Origin of the sequence: Rhodoblastus acidophilus (genome assembly GCF_900187365.1) — a bacterium.
GTDB classification, from domain to species: Bacteria; Pseudomonadota; Alphaproteobacteria; order Rhizobiales; family Beijerinckiaceae; genus Rhodoblastus; species Rhodoblastus acidophilus.
The window spans coordinates 131622-137856 of sequence record NZ_FYDG01000009.1 but is presented as its reverse complement, the minus strand read 5'-3'; the positions used below and the strand labels follow the sequence as shown (position 1 = coordinate 137856).

5 protein-coding genes are annotated in these 6235 nt (G+C 63.6%); all 5 read right to left on the bottom strand.

Features of this window, described 5'->3' with window-relative positions; translation table 11 throughout:
• The coding region (locus CFB24_RS16085; RefSeq protein ID WP_176440456.1) for a DNA translocase FtsK at window positions 1–1487 on the bottom strand (1487 nt) is incomplete at its 3' end.
• Between the two features lie 177 nt (window positions 1488–1664).
• Window positions 1665–2348 (bottom strand): CarD family transcriptional regulator, encoded by a 684-nt coding sequence (locus CFB24_RS16080; RefSeq protein WP_244593281.1) that lies wholly within the window; start codon window positions 2346–2348, stop codon window positions 1665–1667.
• A 497-nt stretch (window positions 2349–2845) separates the two neighbouring features.
• Window positions 2846–3184 (bottom strand): ferredoxin FdxA, encoded by a 339-nt coding sequence (gene fdxA / locus CFB24_RS16075; protein ID WP_088521650.1) that lies wholly within the window; start codon window positions 3182–3184, stop codon window positions 2846–2848.
• A gap of 107 nt (window positions 3185–3291) precedes the next feature.
• On the bottom strand, window positions 3292–5175 hold the full coding sequence (gene cobT, locus CFB24_RS16070) for a cobaltochelatase subunit CobT (RefSeq protein WP_088521649.1): 1884 nt from the start codon (window positions 5173–5175) through the stop codon (window positions 3292–3294).
• A gap of 23 nt (window positions 5176–5198) precedes the next feature.
• Window positions 5199–6185, bottom strand: a complete 987-nt coding sequence (gene cobS, locus CFB24_RS16065) for a cobaltochelatase subunit CobS (protein ID WP_088521648.1) — start codon at window positions 6183–6185, stop codon at window positions 5199–5201.
• Between the last annotated feature and the right edge of the window lie 50 nt (window positions 6186–6235).

Here is a 6235-nt window from a genome sequence, read left to right as displayed (position 1 = left end):
TAGCGGTCCTCCATCTCGCGCACCGCCCATTTGAGCGCGACCACCGCCTTTTTCGGATCGGTGACGACGGGGGTGAGCAGATGGGGGATGCCGTCATAGACCGACAGCTCCAGCATTTTCGGATCGACCATGATCAGGCGGCAGTCCTGCGGCTTGAGCCGGTACAGCAGCGACAGGATCATGGTGTTGATGGCGACCGACTTGCCGGAGCCGGTGGTGCCGGCGACGAGCAGGTGGGGCATTTTGGCGAGATCAACGATGACGGGCTCGCCGCCGATGGTCTTGCCCAGGGCGATGGCGAGGCGGTGTTTGCTATCGGAGAAATCGGGCGAGGCGATCAGTTCGCGCAGATAGACGGTCTCGCGTCGCGGATTGGGCAGTTCGATGCCGATGGCGTTGCGGCCGGGCACCACGGCGACGCGAGCCGAAACCGCCGACATCGAGCGGGCGATATCGTCGGCCAAGCCGATCACCCGCGACGACTTGATCCCCGGCGCAGGCTCGAATTCGTACAGCGTCACAACAGGGCCGGGATGAACGCTGACAATATCTCCCTTTACGGAAAAGTCTTCCAGCACGCTTTCGAGCAAGACCGCGCTTTGCTCCAGGGTGTCCTTTGGAATGGAGTGCGGTCCGGCCTTCGGCAGATTCAGCAATTCCGTTTCCGGCAGGCCGAATGGGCCGCCGGCGGGCCGTCGCGACCGGACGGCGCGTCCCCGGCCTGCGGCTTCCTCTGGCGCCGCCGGGACGTCCTCGGCGTCCGAGCCGCGACTCTTGCCGGAGTCCTTTTGATCAAACTGAAATGTCGGCTCGTCGCGCGCGATCTCGCGCTGAGCCTCTTTCGGGCGCGCGCGATTTCCTGGCAAAGCGCGGCGCAGCGCGTTCAGCCAGGACGCTTTTTCCGGCGGTTTCGCCGCGCCGCCGAGGCGGGAGTCGACGGCGGCCTTCGGCTTGTCGGAGCGCGGCAGCTTGCCAAAGCCGGCGGCGAGGGACAGCGAAAAGATCGCCGCGACCGAGAGCGCAAGGCTGGTCAGCGCCAATCCGAAATCGGAGAAGTAGAGACGCGGCAGGGATAGAACGGCGTCGCCGACGACGCCGCCCATGCCGGTCGGCAGCGGCCAGCGTTCGGTATTGGGGAGGAGGGACGCGAGCGCCGCCGACGAAATAATGCCGAGCAGCCAATAGCCCAGCCGCAGCCGGGTCTGGTGCGCGGGTTGGTGGATGACGATCCGCCAGCCGAAAAACCCCAGCGGCGCGAGCAATGCTATCGAACTCACCCCGATGAGCTGCATGACGAGGTCGGCGACAATGGCGCCGCGCACGCCGAGCATGTTGTGCACGGAGGAGTCGGTGGCGTGGTTCAGGCTGGGGTCGTTGACCGACCAAGTCGCCAGAGACGCGCCCAACGCCAGGGTTGCGCCGATGATCGTCACGCCGACAAGCTCTTGAAACCGGCGCAACAGGAACAGGCGCGCCGAATCGGTCAAGAAATCTCCGAAGGGAAAGATCGTCGTCCGCATGAGCTCCGGGCTTGTCCTCGCGCGATTAAGGCGGCGTTTAGCATAGGCGAGCCGGGTTAATCGGCGCTTAACCTTCTAGGGCGCGAGGCGGACATGAAAAAAGCGGCTGTGACAGCCGCTTTTGCTTTGACCGGAACGAAAGCGTCAGGCCGCTTCCTCGACATCGCCCTCGTCGGCCTGTTCGTCGGTCTTGGCGGCGCGACGCGGGCTTTTCTGCAATTGTCCGTCGATGACCTTCAGCGCTTCGCTGTCGGTCAGCTTCTGAACCACGGCGATTTCGCGGGCCATGCGATCGAGCGCCGCCTCATAGAGCTGCCGCTCGGAATAGGACTGCTCAGGCTGCACGTCCGACCGATAGAGATCGCGCACCACTTCCGCGATGGCGATCAGGTCGCCGGAGTTGATCTTGGCCTCATATTCCTGAGCGCGCCGCGACCACATCGTTCGCTTGACGCGCGCGCGGCCGGTGAGCGTGTCCAGCGCTTTCTTGACCACATCCGCCTCGGCGAGCTTACGCATGCCGACGGAGGCGACCTTCGGGGTCGGAACCTTCAGCGTCATTTTATCCTTGGAGAAGGAAATAACGTATAACTCAAGCTTGAAGCCGGCGACTTCCTGTTCTTCAATCGCGGTGATCTGGCCGACGCCGTGAGCCGGATACACAATGAATTCGTTCGCTTTGAAGCTCACCTTGGTCGATCCGCCTTTGCTGGTCTTGACGGGGGCTTGGGTCTTGTTCTGATCGATCGGGCGGAGAGCGGGCGCGGCATTGGCCGGGGAGAGTTTTTTCTGCGTCACCTTGAACCATTCGCTAAGGTTTGAGTTCAAATCTCCAGCGCGGAAGCCTATCGGCTCTGAGCTGAAACTCCGATAAGGGCAGACGAACCACCCTCCTCAGCCCGATGGGGGCTGAAATCGCTTCCAGACGCGTTTTTCGATGCGCATTCCCTTTGTTGCTTACGAGCTGAATGTCGCTGTTTGCAGCGACCCAAGTCGCATTGAACCTTCTTCAGGTCACTCAATCCAGGTCACTACAGGAGCTTCAGCAAGCAGACTCCGTTGTGCGCTCTCACGCGCAGCGACAGACGAGGGAAGAGTATGACGCGGCGAAGTTAAAATAAGTCCCGCACTCGTGTGGGAACCAAGCCGGATGGTCACAATTTCCTCGCGAGCTTAAGAATGCCGCGCGGTAAGGCGCTGGCGTAAGCTTCAATATCATAAATTAACGAACGAATCAAAGGATTATTGATCCGCCAAAATCTTGGGGCGGTCAACGGTTAAGATCAATGCCGCAAGTCGCTGATGCGACTTGCGGCGAAGCGCAATCAGTCGCCCTGGCCGGGGTTCTTGCTGAAGAAGGCTTCCAGCTTGCCTTCGCGGCCGTCATATTCCTTGGCCTGCGGCATGGCGTCGCGCTTGATCGTGACATTCGGCCAAACCTTGGCGTATTCAGCGTTCAGGGCGAGCCACTTTTCCAGATCCGGCTCGGTGTCCGGCTTGATCGCCTCGGCCGGACATTCCGGCTCGCAGACGCCGCAATCAATGCATTCGTCGGGGTTGATGACGAGCATGTTCTCGCCCTCGTAGAAACAATCCACGGGGCAAACCTCGACACAATCCGTGTATTTGCACATGATGCAATTGTCGACGACGACGTAAGCCATTACTCTCTCCGCACGCGACCCGATCCCGCGTGATAAGCTGCGAATGTGCGGCTAGCTAACGCGTTTGCCGCCGCTATGCAAGCCATGCTTGGCGCGCCTTTCCCCAATTACCGCGAGCGGCGCGCCGGAGTTTGCGTGTCCGCAAACAACTCCGCCAATTTCTCCGTCATGGCGCCGCCGAGCTCTTCGGCGTCGACGATGGTGAGCGCGCGGCTGTAATACCGCGTGACGTCATGTCCAATGCCGATGGCTAGAAGTTCAACGCAGCCCTGGGACTCGATCTGGGCGATCATCTGGCGAAGATGTTTCTCCAGATAATGCCCGGGATTGACCGACAAAGTCGAATCGTCCACCGGCGCGCCGTCGGAAATCATCATGAGGATCTTGCGCTGCTCTGGACGGCCGAGCAATCTTTTGTACGCCCAATCCAGGGCTTCCCCGTCGATATTTTCCTTGAGCAGGCCCTCGCGCATCATCAGGCCGAGGTTTTTCCGCGATCGGCGCCATGGCGCGTCCGCCGCCTTGTAGACGATATGTCGCAGATCGTTCAGGCGGCCGGGGTTGGCCGGCTTTCCGGCGGCGAGCCAGGCCTCGCGGGCTTGTCCGCCCTTCCAGGCCTTGGTGGTGAAGCCGAGGATCTCCGCCTTGACGCCGCAGCGTTCCAGCGTGCGCGCCAGAATGTCGGCGCAGGTCGCCGCCACGGTGATGGGACGGCCGCGCATCGAACCGGAATTGTCGATCAGCAGCGTCACCACCGTGTCGCGGAAGTTCGCATCCTTCTCGCGCTTGAACGAGAGCGGGGTCTGCGGATCGGTCACCACGCGCGACAGCCGCGCCGGATCGAGCATGCCCTCCTCGAGGTCGAATTCCCAGGCGCGGTTCTGTTGCGCCAGCAGGCGTCTTTGCAGCCGATTGGCCAGCCGCGCCACCACCGGCGACAGGTGAACCAATTGCTTGTCGAGATAGGCGCGCAGCCGCTCCAGTTCGTCGGCGTCGCACAATTCTTCCGCGTTCACCGTCTCGTCGAACTGCGGCGCGAAGGCGCGATAGTCCACGCTCGGCGCATGTGGGTTGGCCGGCGGGGCGCGCCGCGTTCCGGAGGGCTCCTCGCTGTCGCCGGGGCTGAGGTCGTCCGGCGTTTCGCCGGGGGGGCCGCTTTCGACTTCGCCCTCGAAATCGGGCGAGGATTCGTCCGCCGCCTCGACGCGTTCGCTTTCGAGCCGCTCGAACGCCTGCTCCGCTTCGCCCTCGCCGCTCGAATCGGAATTGTCGTTCTCCGAGCGGTCGTCGTCCGAGTCCTCGTCCTCATCAATCGGGTTTTCGCCGGCTTCCGCCAGATTGAGGCTTTCGAGGATGGTGCGGACGACCTTGGCGAAGCCGCGCTGATCCTCCAGCGCGATCTCCAGCCGCGCCAGCGCGGGGCCGGCCTGAGCCTCGATCTCGTCCCGCCACAGCGCGACGACGCGCGCCGCCGACTCAGGCGGCTTGCGGCCGGTCAGCCGTTCGCGCGCCAGCAGGGCCAGCGCGTCTTCGAGCGGCGCGTCGTCTCGCGAGCGGACGGCCGACAGGCCGGCGCGCTCGTAACGGTCGTCGAGGGCCGCTTCGAGGTTCTGGGCCACGCCGGTCATGCGCCGCGCGCCGATGCTTTCGACGCGCGTCTGCTCCAGCGCTTCGAAAACCGCCCGCGCGGTCTCGCCGCGCGGCAGGATTTTCTGGTGCAAGGCCGCGTCGTGACAGGCCAGCCGCAGCGCCGCGGAATCGGCCTGGCCGCGCAACACGGTCGCGTCCAGCGCGCCCATCCGGCGCGGCGGCTCGGGCAGGCGAAGCGCGCCGGGGCCGACGGCCTGGATCACGCCCGGCTTGTCCACGACGAAGCTGACTTCGAGCTCCGGCTTGCCGGCCATCGCGCGCAGGCAGCCGACCACCGCCCGTTTGAAAGGCTCGGAGGGCGCCTCGCGGGGCGTCGGGCCTTTTTGATTGGAGAACGTCACGGGGCGACCTCGTTCGAGACCGGTCAGCTCAACGCGACATTCACGGCCGATTCGGGCAGGTCCTTGCCGAAGCAGCGCTGATAGAATTCCGCGACCAGCGGCCGTTCCAGTTCATCGCATTTGTTGAGGAAGGTGAGGCGGAAGGCGAAGCCGATGTCGCCGAAGATTTCGCTGTTTTCCGCCCAGGTGATCACGGTGCGCGGGCTCATCACGGTGGAGAGATCGCCGGCCATGAACGCGTTGCGGGTGAGGTCGGCGACGCGCACCATCCTGCCGATGGCCTCGCGGACGTCGCCTTGCGATTTCTTCACCTTGGCGGCGACGATCTCGACTTCCTTGTCATGCGGCAGATAGTTCAGCGTGGCGACGATCGACCAGCGGTCCATCTGCCCCTGGTTGATCTGCTGGGTGCCATGATAGAGGCCGGAGGTGTCGCCGAGGCCGATGGTGTTGGCGGTGGCGAACAGCCGGAACGCCGGATGCGGCTTGATGACCCGGTTCTGGTCCAGCAGCGTCAGGCGGCCCGAGACTTCCAGCACGCGCTGGATCACGAACATCACGTCCGGGCGCCCCGCGTCATATTCGTCGAAACACAGCGCGACATTGTTCTGCAGCGCCCAGGGCAGGATGCCGTCGCGGAATTCGGTGACCTGCTTGCCATCCTTGAGAACGATGGCGTCCTTGCCGACCAGATCGATGCGGGAGACGTGGCTGTCAAGGTTCACGCGCACGCAGGGCCAGTTCAGCCGGGCGGCGACCTGCTCGATATGGGTCGATTTGCCGGTGCCGTGATAGCCGGTGACCATGACGCGGCGGTTGTAGGCGAAGCCGGCGAGAATGGCGAGCGTGGTGGTGCGGTCGAACAGATAATCCGGGTCAAGTTCAGGCACATGCTCGTTGCGACTGGAGAACGCGGGAATCTTCAGGTCGGAATCGAAGCCGAAGGTCTCGCGCACCGCGACCGTGGTGTCGGGGATCGCGGGCGTGGGGGTCGACGAGGTCAATTGCATCTGTCCTCCATTGTCGCCGCATCGTTTCGGATGGACTGTCCGGCGCGCAT

Coding starts and splice junctions, on each gene's coding strand:
- cobS (WP_088521648.1), bottom strand. CDS start 6,185: ATGCAATTGACCTCGTCGACCCCCACGCCCGCGATCCCCGACACCACG.
- fdxA (WP_088521650.1), bottom strand. CDS start 3,184: ATGGCTTACGTCGTCGTCGACAATTGCATCATGTGCAAATACACGGAT.